The sequence below is a fragment of the Streptomyces flaveus genome (genome assembly GCF_014647675.1).
GTDB lineage: Bacteria > Actinomycetota > Actinomycetes > Streptomycetales > Streptomycetaceae > Streptomyces > Streptomyces flaveus.
In genome coordinates this window covers 1-16,395 of record NZ_BMPQ01000064.1, presented here as the reverse complement: position 1 = coordinate 16,395, position 16,395 = coordinate 1, and the positions used below count along the sequence as shown (strand labels likewise).

General features: G+C 69.7%; 19 protein-coding genes and 2 pseudogenes. 6 read left to right on the top strand and 15 right to left on the bottom strand.

The genetic code is table 11. The features are described from left to right. From IEZ21_RS46285 to IEZ21_RS46250, 9 genes and pseudogenes are all read right to left on the bottom strand, one after another. Positions 1–96, bottom strand: a pseudogene (locus IEZ21_RS46285) (sulfate adenylyltransferase subunit CysD); the annotation flags it as partial. Then, entirely contained in the window at positions 93–671 is a 579-nt protein-coding gene (cysC, locus tag IEZ21_RS46280) for an adenylyl-sulfate kinase (protein ID WP_245685696.1), read from the bottom strand. The pseudogene IEZ21_RS46285 and the gene cysC, both read right to left, overlap by 4 nt. Before the next feature lie 2 nt (positions 672–673). Then, positions 674–1,405 carry a phosphoadenylyl-sulfate reductase gene (locus IEZ21_RS46275; protein ID WP_189327816.1) on the bottom strand — a complete coding sequence of 244 codons (732 nt, stop codon included), beginning with the start codon at positions 1,403–1,405 and terminating at the stop codon, positions 674–676. Then, positions 1,402–1,581 carry a hypothetical protein gene (locus tag IEZ21_RS46270; RefSeq protein ID WP_189327815.1) on the bottom strand — a complete coding sequence of 60 codons (180 nt, stop codon included), beginning with the start codon at positions 1,579–1,581 and terminating at the stop codon, positions 1,402–1,404. The genes IEZ21_RS46275 and IEZ21_RS46270 overlap by 4 nt, the downstream gene beginning before the upstream one ends. 112 nt (positions 1,582–1,693) lie before the next feature. Beyond that, complete coding sequence (locus tag IEZ21_RS46265) at positions 1,694–3,391, bottom strand: nitrite/sulfite reductase (RefSeq protein WP_189327814.1); 1,698 nt, start codon at positions 3,389–3,391, stop codon at positions 1,694–1,696. 158 nt (positions 3,392–3,549) lie between these two features. Beyond that, on the bottom strand, positions 3,550–3,633 hold the full coding sequence (locus tag IEZ21_RS49070) for a putative leader peptide (RefSeq protein ID WP_309486338.1): 84 nt from the start codon (positions 3,631–3,633) through the stop codon (positions 3,550–3,552). A gap of 137 nt (positions 3,634–3,770) precedes the next feature. Next, positions 3,771–4,340, bottom strand: coding sequence for a GNAT family N-acetyltransferase (locus IEZ21_RS46260; RefSeq protein ID WP_189327813.1), 570 nt, complete (start codon positions 4,338–4,340; stop codon positions 3,771–3,773). A gap of 68 nt (positions 4,341–4,408) precedes the next feature. Beyond that, positions 4,409–5,851 carry a hypothetical protein gene (locus IEZ21_RS46255; protein ID WP_189327812.1) on the bottom strand — a complete coding sequence of 481 codons (1,443 nt, stop codon included), beginning with the start codon at positions 5,849–5,851 and terminating at the stop codon, positions 4,409–4,411. Between the two features lie 198 nt (positions 5,852–6,049). Continuing rightward, positions 6,050–7,684 (bottom strand): acyl-CoA dehydrogenase family protein, encoded by a 1,635-nt coding sequence (locus IEZ21_RS46250; RefSeq protein WP_189327811.1) that lies wholly within the window; start codon positions 7,682–7,684, stop codon positions 6,050–6,052. An 87-nt stretch (positions 7,685–7,771) separates the two neighbouring features. Between IEZ21_RS46250 and IEZ21_RS46245 the strand changes: the two genes are divergently transcribed. Further along, entirely contained in the window at positions 7,772–8,929 is a 1,158-nt protein-coding gene (locus IEZ21_RS46245; protein ID WP_189327810.1) for a YihY/virulence factor BrkB family protein, read from the top strand. Here IEZ21_RS46245 and IEZ21_RS46240 read toward each other — a convergent pair. Continuing rightward, positions 8,926–9,762, bottom strand: a complete 837-nt coding sequence (locus IEZ21_RS46240) for an NmrA family NAD(P)-binding protein (RefSeq protein ID WP_189327809.1) — start codon at positions 9,760–9,762, stop codon at positions 8,926–8,928. The two genes, IEZ21_RS46245 and IEZ21_RS46240, sit on opposite strands and share 4 nt — an antisense overlap. Before the next feature lie 81 nt (positions 9,763–9,843). On the opposite strand from IEZ21_RS46240, the gene IEZ21_RS46235 reads away from it, so the two are divergent. Further along, positions 9,844–10,779, top strand: coding sequence for an AraC family transcriptional regulator (locus IEZ21_RS46235; protein WP_189327808.1), 936 nt, complete (start codon positions 9,844–9,846; stop codon positions 10,777–10,779). 10 nt (positions 10,780–10,789) lie between these two features. After that, positions 10,790–11,479, top strand: coding sequence for a helix-turn-helix domain-containing protein (locus tag IEZ21_RS46230; protein ID WP_189327807.1), 690 nt, complete (start codon positions 10,790–10,792; stop codon positions 11,477–11,479). Here the strand turns inward: IEZ21_RS46230 and IEZ21_RS46225 are convergent. The 4 genes from IEZ21_RS46225 to IEZ21_RS46210 form a co-directional block, all read right to left on the bottom strand. Next, positions 11,459–11,863, bottom strand: coding sequence for a VOC family protein (locus tag IEZ21_RS46225; protein WP_189327806.1), 405 nt, complete (start codon positions 11,861–11,863; stop codon positions 11,459–11,461). The genes IEZ21_RS46230 and IEZ21_RS46225 overlap by 21 nt on opposite strands. Before the next feature lie 229 nt (positions 11,864–12,092). Continuing rightward, the gene (locus IEZ21_RS46220) at positions 12,093–12,752 is read right to left on the bottom strand and encodes a GNAT family N-acetyltransferase (protein ID WP_189327805.1); all 660 of its coding nucleotides are present in this window, start codon (positions 12,750–12,752) and stop codon (positions 12,093–12,095) included. Positions 12,753–13,168: 416 nt separating this feature from the next. Next, positions 13,169–13,432: a DUF397 domain-containing protein gene (locus IEZ21_RS46215; protein WP_189327804.1), complete on the bottom strand. Its 264-nt coding sequence runs from the start codon at positions 13,430–13,432 to the stop codon at positions 13,169–13,171. Further along, positions 13,429–14,265, bottom strand: a complete 837-nt coding sequence (locus IEZ21_RS46210) for a helix-turn-helix domain-containing protein (protein WP_189327817.1) — start codon at positions 14,263–14,265, stop codon at positions 13,429–13,431. Before IEZ21_RS46210 ends, IEZ21_RS46215 begins: the two co-directional genes overlap by 4 nt. Positions 14,266–14,389: 124 nt before the next feature. On the opposite strand from IEZ21_RS46210, the gene IEZ21_RS48340 reads away from it, so the two are divergent. From IEZ21_RS48340 to IEZ21_RS46200, 3 genes and pseudogenes are all read left to right on the top strand, one after another. Then, positions 14,390–14,527, top strand: a complete 138-nt coding sequence (locus IEZ21_RS48340; protein WP_246568957.1) for a hypothetical protein — start codon at positions 14,390–14,392, stop codon at positions 14,525–14,527. Next, on the top strand, positions 14,479–14,793 hold the full coding sequence (locus tag IEZ21_RS46205; protein ID WP_246568955.1) for a hypothetical protein: 315 nt from the start codon (positions 14,479–14,481) through the stop codon (positions 14,791–14,793). The genes IEZ21_RS48340 and IEZ21_RS46205 overlap by 49 nt, the downstream gene beginning before the upstream one ends. 86 nt (positions 14,794–14,879) lie before the next feature. After that, positions 14,880–15,052 (top strand): annotated as a pseudogene (locus IEZ21_RS46200) (ThuA domain-containing protein); the annotation flags it as partial. An 8-nt stretch (positions 15,053–15,060) separates the two neighbouring features. On the opposite strand, the gene IEZ21_RS46195 reads toward IEZ21_RS46200, so the two are convergent. Then, positions 15,061–16,101: a LacI family DNA-binding transcriptional regulator gene (locus tag IEZ21_RS46195; RefSeq protein ID WP_189327803.1), complete on the bottom strand. Its 1,041-nt coding sequence runs from the start codon at positions 16,099–16,101 to the stop codon at positions 15,061–15,063. Positions 16,102–16,395 lie beyond the last annotated feature (294 nt).

The window sequence follows — 16,395 nt, the reverse complement described above, 5'->3', positions numbered from 1 at the left end:
ACGGAAGATGTGCACACCCTCCGACTCCAAAGCGTCCAGATGGGAGAGCGCGTACGGGCTGGCCGTCTCCTCGGAGACAGTGGCGACGGTCGTCATGCGAGACCCCTTTCGGTGAGCAGCGCATGCAGCGCGGCCGCGGACTCCTGCACGGACTGGGTGTGCGACTCGATGCGCAGATCGGGCGACTCGGGCTCCTCGTACGGGTCGTCGACCCCGGTGAGCCCGGAGATCTCGCCCGCCGCCTGCTTGGCGTACAGCCCCTTCACATCGCGCTCGGAGCACACCTCGACCGGCGTGGCGACATGCACCTCGAGGTACGCGGTGCCGCTGGCCATGTGGCGCTTGCGCACCGCCTCCCGGCTGTCCGCGTACGGCGCGATCACCGGAACGAGCGTCTTGACGCCGTTACGGGACAGCAGGTCGGCGAGGTAGCCGATGCGCTGCACGTTCGTGTGCCGGTCCTCGCGGCTGAAGCCGAGGCCCGCCGTCAGGAACGTACGGATCTCGTCGCCGTCGAGCACCTCGACGCGGTGGCCCTCCGCACGCAGCCGGTCGGCCAGCTCGTACGCGATCGTGGTCTTGCCGGCGCTCGGCAGACCCGTGAGCCAGATCGTGGCTCCGGTCACTTGGTTCTCCTGGTTCCTCGGCAGCGCGTTCATGGTCGCGGTCATGGTCAGCCGTGCAGCCCGCACTCGGTCTTGGCGCGGCCCGCCCAGCGGCCGGCGCGCGCGTCCTCGCCCTCGAGCACGCGGCGGGTGCAGGGGGCGCAGCCCACAGAGGGGTAACCGTCCATGAGCAGCGGGTTGGTGAGGACGCCGTGCTCGGTGACGTACGCGTCCACGTCGTCCTGCGTCCAGCGGGCGATCGGCGAGATCTTGACCTTGCGGCGCTTCTCGTCCCAGCCGACGACCGGGGTGTTCGCCCGGGTCGGGGACTCGTCGCGGCGCAGGCCCGTGGCCCATGCGGTGTACTTCGTCAGCCCCTCTTCCAGGGGCTTGATCTTCCGCATCGCGCAGCACAGGTCGGGGTTGCGGTCGTGCAGCTTCGGCCCGTACTCGGCGTCCTGCTCGGCCACGGTCTGCCGCGGGGTGAGCGTGATGACGTTGACGTCCATCACGGCCTCGACCGCGTCGCGGGTGCCGATGGTCTCGGGGAAGTGGTAGCCGGTGTCGAGGAACACGACGTCGACTCCGGGCATGGCGCGGGCGGCGAGGTGAGCGACAACCGCGTCCTCCATGGAGGACGTCACACAGAACTTCTTGCCGAAGGTCTTCGCGGCCCACTGAAGGATCTCGAGCGCGGACGCGTCCTCGAGATCACGGCCCGCTTGCTCGGCGAGCGCCTTCAGTTCCGCGTCGGGATCCGTCTCGATATCCGGATCCGGCTCTGTCTGAACCGTGGTCATATCTGTTCCCCTCCACCGTCGGTGCGCTGAAGCCCCCGGGACAGCAGCCCGAGGAACTTCAACTGGAAGGCTCGATTGCACGCTCCGCATTCCCAGGCCCCGTGCCCCTGCTCGCTGGGACGCAGGTCCTCGTCGCCGCAGTACGGGCAGTAGAACGGCGCGGCTCGCTCGCTCACCGCTGCCGCCCTCCGTCCGCATCCATGCGTACGTGACCTGCGAGAGCGCCGATCACCGCGCCCGCGCCGGCACACAGAAGGGCGCTCATGGCCACGACCGAGAGGAGAAGGCTCATGACAGCGACTCCTCACTGGCCCGAGCCGCCCATGTGGCGAACCTCTCGCCCTCCTCGCGCTCCGCCTCGAAGCGCTTGAGGACCCGCTCGACGTAGTCCGGCAGCTCCTCCGAAGTGACCTTCAGGCCACGGACCTTGCGGCCGAAACCGGCCTCCAGGCCGAGCGCGCCGCCGAGGTGCACCTGGAAGCCCTCGACCTGGTTGCCCTTGTCGTCCAGGACCAACTGGCCCTTGAGACCGATGTCCGCGACCTGGATACGGGCGCAGGCGTTCGGGCAGCCGTTGATGTTGATGGTGATGGGCTCGTCGAACTCGGGGATGCGACGCTCGAGTTCATCGATCAGCGAGGCCCCGCGCGCCTTGGTCTCGACGATCGCGAGCTTGCAGTACTCGATGCCCGTGCAGGCCATCGTGCCGCGCCGGAACGGCGAGGGCTTGGTGGTGAGGTCGAGCGCCTCCAGGCCCTCGACGAGCGAGGCGACCTTCGACTCCTCCACGTCGAGCACGATCATCTTCTGCTCGACGGTCGTACGCAGCCGGCCCGAGCCGTGTGCCTCGGCCAGCTCGGAGATCTTCGTGAGGGTCGTGCCGTCCACCCGGCCCACCCGCGGCGCGAAACCGACGTAGAACCGGCCGTCCTGCTGCCGGTGCACCCCGACGTGGTCGCGCCAGCGCGCGACCGGCTGGTCGGGCGCCGGGCCGTCGATGAGCTTCCGCTTCAGGTACTCGTCCTCGAGCACCTGACGGAACTTCTCCACGCCCCAGTCGGCGAGCAGGAACTTCAGCCGGGCGCGCGTACGAAGGCGCCGGTAGCCGTAGTCGCGGAAGATCGAGATGACGCCCTCGTAGACGTCCGCGACCTCGTCCAGCGGCACCCAAGTGCCAAGCCGCTGGCCGATCTTGGGGTTGGTGGACAGGCCGCCGCCGACCCAGACGTCGAAACCGGGGCCGTGCTCCGGGTGGTTCACGCCGACGAAGGCGACGTCGTTGATCTCGTGCGCCACGTCGAGGAGCGGGGAGCCGGAGATCGCGGACTTGAACTTGCGGGGCAGGTTCGAGAAGTCTTTGTTGCCGATGATCCGGCGGTGGATCTCGTCGATGGCGGGGGTGCCGTCGATGATCTCGTCCTCGGCGATCCCGGCGACGGGCGAGCCGAGGATGACACGGGGCGTGTCACCGCAGGCCTCGGTCGTGGACAGGCCGACGCCTTCGAGGCGCTCCCAGATCTCGGGCATGTCCTCGATACGGATCCAGTGGTACTGGACGTTCTGCCGGTCGGTGAGGTCGGCGGTGCCGCGCGCGAACTCCTGCGAGATCTCGCCGATCACCCGCAGCTGCTCGGTGGTGAGCCGGCCGCCGTCGATCCGTACCCGCAGCATGAAGTACTTGTCGTCCAGCTCCTCCGGCTCCAGGATCGCGGTCTTGCCGCCGTCGATCCCGGGCTTGCGCTGGGTGTAGAGGCCCCACCAGCGCATCCGGCCACGCAGGTCGTTGGGGTCGATCGAGTCGAAGCCCCGCTTGGAGTAGATCGTCTCAATGCGTGTCCGCACATTGAGACCGTCGTCGTCCTTCTTGAACTGTTCGTTGCCGTTGAGCGGGGTGAAGTGACCCACGGCCCACTGGCCCTCGCCGCGGTGACGGCTCACCTTGCGGCGGGGCGCGGCGGCAGCAGGCTTCTGTGGGGTGGCGGCCATGGTTTACGTCCTTCGGGACAGACGGGGAAAGCGACTCGAGACCTGCGTATGGGGGCGCATGGGGGTATGCGCGCGCGTCATTGCGCAAGGCGAGGCAAAGGGGAGGGGTTCGGCGGCGGTGCTGCCCGGGACCGGAGGGCCCTGTCGGATGCAGCTGCTCAGCTCGCCGGACAGATGGCGCTGGACATGCGGCCGAGGTCGACGTGGCGCCGACTCACCAAGGCAATTCCAGTTCCAGACATGACGGAAGCGTGTCATGGCGATCTGGACAGAGTCCAGCTTCGTCCGCGATGCGGACACCCTTGTCCCGTATCGTGAGACAAGGGTGTTGTTGGTCACAAGACCTGACGCGGGGCTTGTGTTTCCCGGTCTCACCAGGTCAGGCGGGCAGTGCCCCCGGCCAGGGACCTGCGGTGGCGATGTCCGGCTCCTCGGCCACCTTGGTGTCGAAGAGCTTGAAGCCGCGCCGCAGGTAGTTGTCCAACGCATGCTCCCCGTCCTTGCTGCATGTATGCAGCCAGACGCGCTTCGTCGGCGGCCTGCCCGGCCGGCGCTCGGCCAGATCCCAGGCGCGCGCGACTCCGTACGACAGGAGGTGTCCGCCGATCCGCCGGCCCCGGAAGGCCGGGATCAGCCCGAAGTAGACGATCTCCACGACGCCTTCGGCCTGCGCCTCCAGTTGTACGTATCCGGCGGGCGTCCCGCGCTCGTACGCGACCCAGGTCTCGACCTCCGGCCGATCCAGATCCTCCTGCCACTGGGCGTACGTCCAGCCCAGCCGGTCGGTCCAGCGGATGTCGCCGCCGACCGAGGTGTACAGGAAGCGGCTGAACTCCGGCGAGGGCACCTCGGAGCGGACGATCCGGACGTCGCCGGCCGGCTCGGCGGCGGGCAGCAGGTCGGCCGGAGAGGTCTGCTCCAGCGACCAGGTGGTGACAGCGATGCTCATGCGGGTCAGCGATACCACGAAGACGAGCCCCGCTTCAAAAAACGGCTCACCAACGGATCACCAACGGCTCACTCCAACGAGCGGTCCACCGCGGACAGCTCAACCGCGTACAACACCCGTTCGGAGACGGCGTTCTGCTGCCACGCGGTGACCTTGTCCGCCGCCCGCCCGGGAAGGTCGTTCACCTTGTTCGCCGAGGTCGTCGCCCGACCGGTCAGCGTCCACAGCTCGCCGGTCTCCTGCCAGTACGACAGCGACTGCGTGTCCCGCCCCCAGCAGGCGTACGACTCGTCACCGCCGCACTTCGCGGCCTTCGCGACGCTCTTGTTCTGCCTCCAGAGCGTGCCGTGCCCGTCGCCCGCGCCCGGTGCGTGCCCGGCGTACCAGTTCGGCTCGCTCGCGCCGTTCGGCCGGTGCGAGAGAACCCCTTGCAGGCCGACGGCGTCGGTCTCGTACGCCTCCTCGGCGTGGACGCGTCCGCGGGTGTCGGTGGCGAGCAGACCCGTGCGGTGGCTCACGGTGCTGTAGTCGTAACGCCATACGCGGCCCGGCTCGCCGCTGTCCGGGCGGAACCACTCGTTGGCGACCAGGCTGTCCGGGGCGGAGGTGCGGTCCAGGGAGACAGAGGCGAGGCAGGGGACGCGGTCGTTCGTGGTGGCGTCGCAGGCGCCGCCGGTGAGGCTGTACGAGCCCATGGCCGGCATCACATACCGGTAGCCGTGCGCCGACCAGCCGTCCTCCACCTTGCCGACGGCGCCGCTGATGACGTCGGCGCGCAGGATGCGGTTCATGTCGAAGACGTACAGGGCGTCGTTGCCGACGGCGCCGTTCCTGGCGGTGACGATCAGCTTGTCCTGGTGCCAGACCATGCCGCCGATACGGGAGCGGACGGCCTCGAAGTCCTTGCCGCCGTCCAGCGGGGCGACCAGCAGGACCCAGCGGTACTTGAGGTTCCCCGGGTCGTTCGCGTCGATGAAGGCGACCCGGGCGAGGCCCTCGTCCTCCTTCGCGCCCGCTGCCTGACCGTCGTGCGTCCAGCCGGAGAGGATCACACGGTTGGAACCCCACCTGCCGTCCTCGTCGGAGTCCCCGGAGGTGGTCACCGACTGGGGCAGCCACTTCTGGGTTCCCGCGTCGCTGTCCGCCCAGCAGTAGGCGCGCGTGGCGGCCGGCTCGACAGGCAGCGCGGCCTTCTCCTGGGCGCCGCAGTCGGCCCGGTTACGCATCTGGTGGTTGGCGTTCTTCAGGACGCCGTCCACGCCGATGTTCCCGCCCATCCCGCTCTCGAGGGCGTCGAGGGTGTCCTCGCCGACGAGGTTCTCCTGCAGCTGGAGCTTGTCGGTCTCGGACGAGGAGCTGAGCGCGGTGAGGGCGCCCGGATTGTCGCTGCTCGCGGCCTGTGACGTGCTGATGAGGCCCGCGGCGACGGTGAGGGCGAGAGCGGTCCCGGCCAGGCTCGCACGCAGCGCGCGCCCCTTCTTCCGGCGGCGGTGCCTGCCTCGATACGCCATCGTTCCTCCCGCGTTGGCGGCCAACTGCCCTTACCGATCAGTGCGTTGAAACCGGGCGGACGGTATGGGGAGCCGTGGGAGGGATGGTACGTCAGATGTCGCCGGGCCTGGGCGAATACGCCGGAATAGGTGGTACGAGAGGGAGGCGCCGGTTCAACACCGCGCCCCCCTTGTGTCGTACGCCTGCCTACGCCCCGACTAGGAGACGGGCCGCGCCCGCTCGACCACCGAGGCCAGGTCCAGGCTGTGCGGCAGGGTCCCGAACGCCGCTCCCCAGTCCCCGCCGAGACGCGACGCGCAGAACGCGTCGGCGACCTCTGGGGGCGCGTACTGGACGAGCAGCGCGCCCTGGAGCACCAGCGCGATCCGCTCGGCCAGGCGCCGGGCGCGGCCCTCGATGCCGTCCAGGTCGGCGAGTTCGGCCAGCAGGTTCTTGATCGCCCCGTCCAGCCGGTGGTCGGCGCCACGGGCCCGGCCGATCTCCTGCAGATAGGCGTTCAGGGCATGCGGCTCGCGCTGCATGGCCCGCAGGATGTCCAGCGCCTGGACGTTGCCCGCGCCCTCCCAGATGGAGTTCAACGGCGACTCGCGCAGCAGCCGCGGCATCCCGGACTCCTCCACGTACCCGTTGCCGCCCAGGCACTCCGACGCCTCCACGACGAGCGGTGTGCAGCGCTTGGTCACCCAGTACTTCGCGGCCGGCACGGCGATCCGCAGGAACGCCCGCTCCTGCTCACTCCCGTCGTCGTACGCGGCGGCCAGCCGCAGCGACAGCGTCGTCGCGGCCTCGGACTCCAGGGCGAGATCGGCCAGTACGTTGCGCATCAGCGGCTTGTCGATCAGCTTGCCGCCGAAGGCCTCGCGGTAGGTGCAGTGGTGCACGGCCTGCGCGACCGCCTGCCGCATCAGAGAGGCGGCGCCCAGCGCGCAGTCCAGCCGGGTCACCGCGACCATCTCGATGATCGTGCGCACCCCGCGCCCCTCGTCCCCGACCCGGCGCGCCCAGGTCCCGTCGAACTCGACCTCGCTCGACGCGTTCGACCGGTTGCCCAGCTTGTCCTTCAGCCGCTGGATCAGGAACACATTGCGCGTACCGTCCTCCAGCACACGCGGCACCAGGAAGCACGTGATCCCGCCCGGCGCCTGCGCCAGCACCAGAAAACCGTCCGACATCGGCGCCGAGCAGAACCATTTGTGGCCCGTCAGCTCGTACGTCCCGTCCTCGGTGAGCGGACGCGCCACCGTCGTGTTCGCCCGTACGTCGCTGCCGCCCTGCTTCTCCGTCATGCCCATGCCGAAGAGAACGCCCGCCTTCTGCGAGGCGGGCCGCAGCCCCTGGTCGTACACGGTGGACGTGAGCCGCGGCTCCCACTCGGCCGCGAGCTCCGGGTCCGTACGCAGCGCGGGCACCGCCGCGTGCGTCATCGACAGCGGGCAGCCGTTGCCCGCCTCGACCTGCGTCCAGACCAGAAACCCGGCCGCCCGCCGCAGATGCCCGCCAGGTCGTCCCCACGCCGCCGTCAGGCCCGCCGAGACGCCCTTGCCCAGCAGCCGGTGCCAGGACGGATGGAAGTCGACCTCGTCGATGCGGTGACCGTAGCGGTCGTGCGTACGCAGCCTGGGCGGATTCTCGTTCGCCAGCACCCCCCACTCCTGAGCCTGCACCGAACCGGCGGTGCGCCCCAGCCGCGACAGCTCGTCGCGCGCCTCGTCGAGCAGCCCGGGATCGAGATGCCGCTCGACCGCTTCCGTCAGCACCCGGTCGGCGCCGAAGACGTCATAGCCGACAAGGGGCGGAACCTGGTTCGTCACTGCGTGGGTGCCGGTTGCCATGCCAGAAAACTACCCCCGGGTAGGGCGGCCGTCACCTACGAGTGCGGAGGGTGAAGAACGCACGTCGCGACCGATACGGTTAGGAACGTGCAGCCAGCAAGTGAAACACCAGAGAGCCCCCCCGGTCGGCTTCACCGGGCACGTGCTCTCTACCGGAATGTCTCCAAGCGGAAGACCGCCTGGCTGCTCCTCAAGGACACCGTCAACTCCTGCATCGAATACCGGATTCTGGGCCTTGCGGCCGAAGCCGCCTTCTTCACCCTGCTCTCCGTGCCGCCCCTGCTGCTGAGCATGCTCGGACTGCTTGGCTACGTGGACTCCTGGACCGGCGCCGACACCATCGTCAGCCTCGAGACCAACCTGCTGGAAGCCTCCCGCACGATCCTGTCCGACAAGGGCGTCACGGAGATCGCCCAGCCGATCCTCCACGACGTGATGAAGGGCGGCAGACCCGACGTCATCTCCCTCGGCTTCCTCTTCGCCCTGTGGTCGGGCTCGCGCGCGGTGAACGTCTTCATCGACACCATCACCGTCATGTACGGCCTCGACGGCGTCCGCGGCATAGTCAAGACCCGGCTGATGGCGTTCCTGCTGTTCATAGTGGCGCTGCTGATCGGCTCCGTGGCACTGCCGCTGATGGTCGCGGGCCCGGACGCCGTGGTGAACCTCGTGTCGTGGTCGACAACCGTCGTACAGGTCCTGTACTGGCCCGTCGTCATCGTCCTGTCCATCGTCTTCCTGACGACGCTCTACCACGTGTCCGTACCCGTGCGCTCCCCATGGATCGAGGACGTGCCCGGCGCCCTGGTCGCGCTCGGCATGTGGGTACTGGGCAGCTTCCTGCTGCGGATCTATCTGTCCAACACGGTCGAAGGGCCCACGATCTACGGTTCCTTGGCCGCCCCCGTCGCCGTACTGCTGTGGATCGGCGTCTCCGCCTTCGCCGTACTCGTCGGAGCGGCCGTCAACGCCGCCATCGACCGGGTCTGGCCGGCCGCCGCCACGGCCGCCGCCCGCGCCGTCAACGAGCAGCTGCGCGCCGCACAGGCCGCCGACATCGTGGCCCGCGCGGCCGCCGCCCGAGCCGCCGCCGACCCCGACGACCCGGACATGCCCTCCGAGTTCCCGGAACGCTGGTCCCGCTTCCTCCCCCCGGAGGACGTGACCTCACGGCTGCGCACCCACGTCAAGAGCACCCCCAAGAACGGCGACGAGCCGCCCGCGCAGGATCGACCGCCGGGCTAGACCTTCCACACCCCCTGTGCCGCGTGCTCCCGCGCGAAGTCCGTGAAGTCGCGCGGGGCGCGGCCCAGGACCTGCTCGACCCCGGCGGTGGTCTGCGCGTTGCTGCCGTCGAGCAGCGCCTCGAAGACCTCCTGCAAGGACGCGACCTCCTCGGCCGGCAGTCCGAAATCGGTCAGCATGGCGCCGTACTCCTTGACCGACACCGGCACATAGCGGATCTCCCGGCCCGCCGCGGCCGAGATCTCCGCCATGGCATCACGGAAGGACAGCAGCCGCGCCCCGGTGATCTCCAGGGTCCGCCCCACGTACGAGGAGTCGGTGAGCGCCTTCACCACGACGTCCGCGATGTCCCGCGCGTCGATGAACGGCACCGGCACCTCGCCCGCCGGGAACACGAACTCACCACCGCGCACCCCCTCCAGCAGCAGCCCTTCACTGAAGTTCTGCATGAACCAGTCCGCCCGCACGACCGTCCACTCGGCCCCCGACTCCCGCACCGCCCGTTCGGCCGGCTCCGCCTGCGCCTCACCGCGCGCCGACAGCAGCACCAGCCGCCGTACGCCCAGCTCCAGCGCCCGCCCCGCGAGGGCACCGATGCTCTCGGCGGCGCCCGGCGCGCCGATGTCCCCCGGATACGCCACATACGCCGCGTCGGCGCCGCGCAGCGCCTCGTCCCACGTGGCGGAGTCGGCCCAGTCGAAGCGCACCGCGCCACCGCGCGACGCGGCCCGTACGTCGAATCCCGCCGCCTGCGCCGCCTCCACCACCCTGCGCCCCGTCTTGCCCGAGGCTCCCGTCACCAACAGCGTCTTGTTCCGCGTGTTTTCCGTCATGAGATCGAGTGAACTGCCCTGCGCGGAAAGGGAACATCGCTGAACCTCTCGTTCCCATAAGCGCGCGTCTACTCTGGCCTCATGGACGCCCTTGCAGGCCTTCTGGAAGGTCCACGCGCACGTGGCGCCTTCATGATCCGAGCGTGTTTCGATCCGCCGTGGTGCGTACGTATCGAAGATCGCGCCCCGCTCACGGTGATGCTCATGGTCCGCGGCGACGCCTGGGTCATGCCGGACGAGGGCGAGCGGCTGTTCCTGCGGGCCGGCGATCTCGCCATCGCGCGCGGCCCGGACCCGTACACCTGCGCCGACGACCCCTCCACCCCGCCGCAGGCGCTGATCGGGCCGGGCGCCGAGTGTTTCTACCCCGACGGCCGCTCCTTGAACGGGGTCATGGACCTCGGCGTCCGCACCTGGGGCGACCGGCTCGACGGCTCCACGGTGATACTGATCGGGACGTACACCATGCAGGGCGAGATCAACGGCCGGCTGCTCGACACCCTGCCCCCGCTGCTTCGCCTGACCTCCGACGAATGGGCCTGCCCGCTCACTCCGCTGCTCACCGAGGAGATCGTGCGCGACGAGCCCGGCCAGGAGGTCGTCCTCGACCGGCTGCTCGACCTGCTGGTCATCGCCGCGCTACGGGTCTGGTTCTCCCGCCCGGAAGCCGAGGCGCCCGGCTGGTACCAGGCTCTCGCGGACCCCGTCGTGGGCCGGGTGCTCAGGCTCCTCCAGGACGACCCGGCGCACCCCTGGACCGTCGCCTCGCTCGCCACGAAGGCGGGCGTCTCCCGGGCCGCGCTCGCCCGCCGCTTCAGCGAACTCGTGGGCGAGCCCCCGATGACGTATCTGACCGGCTGGCGCCTCGCCCTCGCCGCGGACCGGCTGCGCGACACCGACGACACCATCGGCGCGATCGCCCGCCAGGTCGGTTACGGCAGTGCGTTCGCCCTGTCCAGCGCCTTCAAGCGGGTGTACGGGGTCAGTCCGCAGGAGCATCGGACGAGAGCGGCGTAACCTGGCGTACGTGTACGCGGAGCGGCCCTCCCGGCTTGCGGGCGCCGTCGTCTGGACGAACACCCCGTCCGACACCGGCGCCGGGCGCGTCCTGCCCGACGGCTGCATGGACCTGCTGTGGAACGAGGGACGGCTGCTGGTCGCCGGACCCGACACACACGCATACGTCACCGAGGGCACGCCGCAATCCTGGGCGGGCGTCCGCTTCTACCCCGGCACCGCGCCCACCCTCCTGGGGGTGCCCGCACACGAACTGCGCGACCAGCGCGTGGAGTTGGCCGACCTCCGCTCTCGCTCCGAGGTGCGGCGCCTCACCGCGCACGTGAACGCGGCCGACGACCCGGCAAGCGGCCTCGAAGAGGTGGCGCTGCGCTGGGCCTCCAGCACCGCACCCCCCGACCCGCTGCTGAAACAGGTCGTCGCCGCCCTCCACGCGGGCCGCCCCGTCGCCGCCACCGCCGACGAACTCGGCGTCGGCGCCCGCCAGTTGCACCGCCGTTCCCTGGCCGCCTTCGGCTACGGCCCCAAGACCCTTGCCCGGGTCCTACGGCTGCAGCGCGCTCTCGCCCTGGCCCGCGCCGGGGTGCCCTACGCGGACACGGCGGCGCGGACCGGGTTCGCCGACCAGGCCCATCTGGCCCGGGACGTACGGGAGTTGGCGGGCATGCCGTTGGGCGAGCTACTGGGCCGCTCCGGGTAGCGGAGCGAACAGGCCGACGTCGTTGCCGTCCGGGTCGAGCAGGGTCGCGTACCGCTGCCCCCAGTCGGCGTCCCACGGCTTGAGCCCGCTGCCGTACCCGGCGCCCACCATCTCCTCGTACACGGAGTCGACCTCGGCCGGGCTCTCACACAGCAGGGCCAACGACATACGCCCGCCCCCGCTCGGCGGCTGCCACTCCGGCGCGAACTCGCGGATGGTCTCCTCGCTGTCGAGCATCAGACGCAGCCCGCCCGGCAGTGCGGCCTCGGAGTGCGGCTGCTTCTCGGAGCCCTCGGGGAAGGCCAATCCGAGGCGGCGGTAGAAGGTGACTGAGGCGGCCATGTCGGAGGCCACCATGCCGATCGCATCGAATCGTGGAGTCATGCGGCAACCGTAGGCAGGCAGTTGGGCCGCGGTCTTGTAGGAATCGGACACGTCCGGGCCCGACGCCTTGCCCGCGTCGTCCAGCCGAGCTGGGGCCTGCGGCTTGCCTTCGGTACGGCCACGCGTCCTGTGGAACCGCAGAACCGCGTACGAATGAACGTGGACAGTTTCCGACGCCCCACGCCAGACCGGTTGCCGAACCAGCGTCCCTCGGCGCAGGTGACCGGGCTCAGTTCGGGGCGGGGACATCTGCCGTCGGCTGCCTTCGTTCGAGGCCACGAGCCATTCGCTGCTCGAGTCTCGCCCTGCGGTCCGGCCACTCCGCTGCGATGATCGAAAAGATCGCGGAGTCACGGAGTCCGCCGTTCTCGCCCGGCGCCCAGGATGGGGACCAGTTCCGCAGCACGCCTTCGAAGCGTGCGCCCGTCCGTTCGATCGCGGCCCGCGAACGGCTGTTACGTGCATCCGTCTTCAAGTCGAGGCGTGCAACTCCCCAGTTCTCGAACGCGTGCCGGAACAGCAAGTACTTGGCCTCGGTGTTCACTCCTGTGCCCTGGGCCGACGCCGCGAGCCAGGTGAAGCCGACCTCGATCGCGCACAGACTGTCTCCGTCCGGCCACAGCCGCGGGTCCCAGTAGGCCGTGACGCCAACTGCCCGCCCCGACACCTGCTCCACCTGCGCGTACGGGGCCAGCTTCCCGGCAGCGGCACGGGTGAGCTGGGCATCGATATAGCCCTCGACCTCGGCTGCCGTGGGCACCCACGTGAACCGATAAGAGGTCCGGTCTTCTTCCGCCGCCACAGCCAGGTCCGCGGCATGGCGGTGATCCAGCGGCTCCAGACGTACGAGCGTGCCTTCCAGAACCGGTCCCTCAAGCGTGAAGCTCATCGATCACCCATCCAATGCCGGCTCAGCTCGTTCGCCTCCAGTCCACAGGCCCGTAGCGTTCCAGAGCCATCACGTCATGTCGCGCGAATTTCCGGCGGACCGCACCGCCCGTCGGACAGGCAGGGCCACGGGGGAGGCAGTGTGCCGCCGGTGCAGCCCGCCACCTCCAGCAGACGGTCCAGCTCCGCCTCGCATGCTTTCTGGAGGAGCACCTGGAAGTCCGGCCAGTTCCGGTAGTGGTACTGACGGCTGGTGGCGGCCCGTGCTCGGCCAGCATGGCGAGCACGGCTCGGTAGACGGTGCCGACTCTCCTCCGGGTGAACCGCAGTCAGTCCGGGCACGGTCCCGCCGTCGTCAGGGCAGGCTGCCGGGGGAGGGGTGTGCGCACGGAAATGTGACACATGGGGGTGCGAGTGTCACATTTTCGTGCGCAGGGTGGGGAGGAGGGCGGTCCAAGCCGCGGAGGTGACGGTGACGGTGGGCCCGTCCGGGTTCTTGGAGTCGCGGATGTGGATGGTGGTGGCGTGGGCTTGGGGGCAGGTGGCTATCTCGACGCAGTTGCCGCCGCCGCCGTCGCTGTACGACGACTTGCGCCAGTCGTAGGCGACTTCGAGGCAGTTGCCGCCGCCGTCGTCGCTGTAGCTCGACTTGAACCAGCGAAGGGTGCCGGTGCCGGTCATCGTTCTTCTCCTGCCAGCTTCTCGATGAGGCCCAGTGATTCGTCGGGGCTCAGTGCCTGTGCGCGGATCTTCGCATAGCGGTGCGCCAGTTGGGATACCTCTCCCGGATCGCTGACCAGAATCCCCTGGTCCTCGACCTCCAGGTAGACGACGTGCTGGTGGTCCTCGGTCTCCACGTGCTTCATGGGGCCGCGAGCGCCCGCGTACGTTCCGCGCAGACCGCGTTCCAATGACAGCACCTGCACACAGACATTGTCCCTCCGGGCGTCCTCAGCGAGCGAGCGCAGTTGTCCGCGATGGATCTCCCAGCTGACGAACGGCCGCCGCAGCACGCTCTCTTCGAGGATCAGCTCGATCAACGGGGTCGGCTCCCGGTCGAAGAGGACCTTGCGGGCCAGCCGCGCCTCGACCAGCTCCTCGCGCTTCTGCTCGGACACCGGTGGATAGCCGCCGCCGATCAGGGCCCGCGCGTACTCCTCGGTCTGGAACAGGCCGTCGACGACCAGCGTCTCGTACGAGCAGATCGTGACCGCTTCGGCCTCCAGTTCCGAGAAGCCACGGAAGCGGGCAGGGTACTTCTCCAGCCGCATCAACGCCCGCGCCTTCTCGAACACCCCCAGCCCACCCCCGAGCACCTCCTCCAGCTTGACGAGCATCTGATCACTCGCGGGCTGCGCGCACGTCTCCATCGCGCTGATCGCCGCCGCCGTGTACCCGATCAGCTTCCCCAACTGCTCCTGCGAAAGCCCCTGTTGTTCGCGCAACGCCTTCGCCAGGGCGGCCACCATGCGCGCCGTACCGCCCGCTTCCGTCTTGTTCTCCGCCCGCGCCATCGCGGTCACCTCCGCACTCAACCGAAACCAACCGGTCCCAACTCGCCACCCCTCGCTCCCGACCGTGGTCGACCGGCAACGCAAAGTCATGAAAACGCTAGCCGCGCCTACGGAAACTGTCCGCATGGATACGCAAAGTGACGAGGTAAACCTCGACGAGCCCCCACTCGACCCCGAGATCGCAGACGAGGTCCCCGAAGTGACGCCGTACGCGTGGACGGCGACGAAGGCCGAGCCCTCGCCGACCGCCTCGCGCGGATGACGGGCGGCACCCCCGGCCCGGTGGTCGAGGAAGCGAACGGCGGGCGCGCCGTCTACTTCCTGGTGCCAATCGGCAGCACCTCCTACCGTTCCTGGCCCGACGGCGTCACCCGTCTCACCGCAGGCCCGAACCGCGTCTCGTACATCCCGGTCCCCGCCCTGGGCGGCCTCACCTGGCCCCTGACCTGGCGCTACCGGCCGACGACCCGCGACCACCTCGTACACGCGCTGCTCCTGCGGGGCGCCCTCCACCCCGAAGAGCCGTGACACGATCGAACACGTGAGTACGAGTACACCCGGCACCGTGGACCGCGCCTTCGAAACCGCCCTCTACGCCGACACCGACACTGCCCTCGTACGACGGAGGCGGGATGGGCGACGACCCTCCGCTGGTGTGGTGCCGGGAGCAAGGGCCGGGCGGGTCTTCTACACCGCGCTCGGGCACGCATAGGAGGCGTACGAGGACCCGGACTTCCGGGCGCATCTGCTCGGCGGCATCACGTGGGCGGCGCGACTTCAGCCGTAGGTAAGGCCCTACACGGACCCCGGCACCGGCCCCGTACTCTCCCGCACCACCAGCCGTGTGGACAGCTCCGTCCGCGTCCCCTCCGGGCGTTCCCCCGCCATGATCCGCACCAGCAGGCGCAGCGCTGTCGCGGACATCTCCGACAGAGGCTGGCGGACCGTGGTCAGCGGGGGTGTGGACCAGTGGGCCTCGGGCAGGTCGTCGAAGCCGACGATGCTCATGTCGTCGGGGACGGTCAACTTGCGTTCGGCCAGGGCCCGGTAGCTGCCGAGGGCCATCTTGTCCGAGCAGACGAAGACGGCCGTGGGCGGTTCGGGCAGGTCGAGGAGTTCCAGCATGCGGCGGTGGGCGGTGATCTCGTTGAAGCCGCCGTAACGGACGTACTCGGGCCGGTGGCGGACCCCGGCCGCCGCGAGTGCCGAGCGGTAACCGGCGACGCGGGCGCTGCTGCACATCTTGCGCCGGTGGCCGGCGATGACCGCGATCCGTTCGTGACCGAGAGCGAGCAGATGCTCGGTGGCCGTGACACCGCCCTGCCAGTTGGCGGCGCCGACCGAGACCACGCCGGGCGGCGGATCGATCACCGGGTCGATCAGGACGAACGGGATGCGGTGCTGGTCCAGCCAGGCGTACTGGGACTGGGTGAGCTCCGCCAGGTTGAACAGCACACCGGCGGAGCCGCGCGTGGAGAGCTTGTCCAGCCAGCCGCGCTCGGGACGGCCACCGCGCGTCCGGGTCAGGCCGGCCGAGACGACCACCTCGAGGCCCGCGTCGTGCGCGGCCTCCTCCACTCCGTGCAGCACGGCGCCCGACCAGGAGGAGTCCAGCGAGTGCACGACGAGGTCGACAAGACCCGGCGGCTTCGCCGCGTCGAACCGCGGTCTGCGTACGTAGCCCAGCCGGTCGAGCGCCTCGGTGACCCGGCGGCGGGTCTCCGGCGCCACGTCCTCCCGGCCGTTGACCACCTTCGACGCCGTCGGCACGGAGACCCCGGCCTCGCGGGCGACGACCGCCAGCGTCGGCCCGGCCACGCTCCCGGTACGCACCATGGAAGCCCACCTCTCCGGCCCCCGTCCCGAGGACCAGCGAAAGTTTCGAATCGCCACGGTCTGTCACGCGGGAGGGCGTCGACCGGTTAGAAAGCGCTTCCTACATTACGGCCGCCGGGAGTGTACGGGGAAGGGGGCGGTGTTCTACGAAGTTCCGTGAGTCGAAACTTTCGAAATGTCGAACAGGTAGAGCAGGGAACTTCTGGACCCAGCGGGGTGGCGGGGTCAGGCCGGGTGCGCCGTAGTCACCATGAGCCGCCGCCCCCGCCACCGTCTCCGCCGCCGACCCCTCCG